Raw genomic sequence first — 819 nt, 5'->3', positions numbered from 1 at the left:
GAAGATTACAGAGAGTGGACCTATGAAAACCACCGAAAAGGTTTTGCACTAGTAACACCAACAAAATGGCGTACAACCAGTGGTTTTGAAACTGTATCACGTTTTTGTTTTATAAACCCTGATACTACTGAAGCTGATATTGAGGCTATTTTAAATTCAATGGTTTAAAACCCGTTAATAACCTTTTTCAAAAAAAAATAAATTAGTAAAAGTATTTATAAAAACCTTTTTATTTTTGCGCATGCAACATGACAAGGTACTTATTTTAGACTTCGGTTCGCAATACACACAGCTTATTGCGCGTAGGGTTAGGGAACTCAACATTTATTCCGAAATTCATCCATTTAACAAAATTCCGTCTAACATTAAAGCGTATAAGGCTGTTATACTTTCTGGTAGCCCAAACTCAGTAAGAGGTGAAGATGTTTTACATCCAGATTTATCTGAAATTCGCGGCAAAAAGCCATTACTAGCTGTTTGTTACGGCGCACAATATTTGGCACATTTTTCAGGAGGCGAAGTAGCGCCTTCAAACACCAGAGAGTATGGGCGTGCAAATTTATCGTTTATAAAAGATAACGAACCATTTTTTGCCCATATAAACACAGGTAGCCAAGTATGGATGAGCCATTCTGATACTATTAAAACACTACCAACAAATGGTGTTTTAATAGCAAGCACGCACGATGTTGAAAATGCAGCTTACAGAATTGATAATGAAGAAACTTATGCCATTCAGTTCCACCCAGAAGTATATCATTCCACAGATGGTAAACAATTATTAGAAAACTTTTTAGTAAATATTGCAGGCATAGAACA

1 protein-coding gene and 1 pseudogene are annotated in these 819 nt (G+C 35.5%); both read left to right on the top strand.

Translation table 11 applies throughout. The features are described from left to right. Positions 1–168: pseudogene (locus FUA24_RS25555) on the top strand (aspartate aminotransferase family protein); the annotation flags it as partial. Positions 169–241: 73 nt separating this feature from the next. Next, the coding region (gene guaA / locus FUA24_RS02870; protein ID WP_148539999.1) for a glutamine-hydrolyzing GMP synthase at positions 242–819 on the top strand (578 nt) is incomplete at its 3' end.

Source organism: Seonamhaeicola marinus, assembly GCF_008085455.1.
The sequence above is the reverse complement of the archived record's forward strand: the minus strand, read 5'-3'. Positions and strand labels throughout refer to the sequence as shown.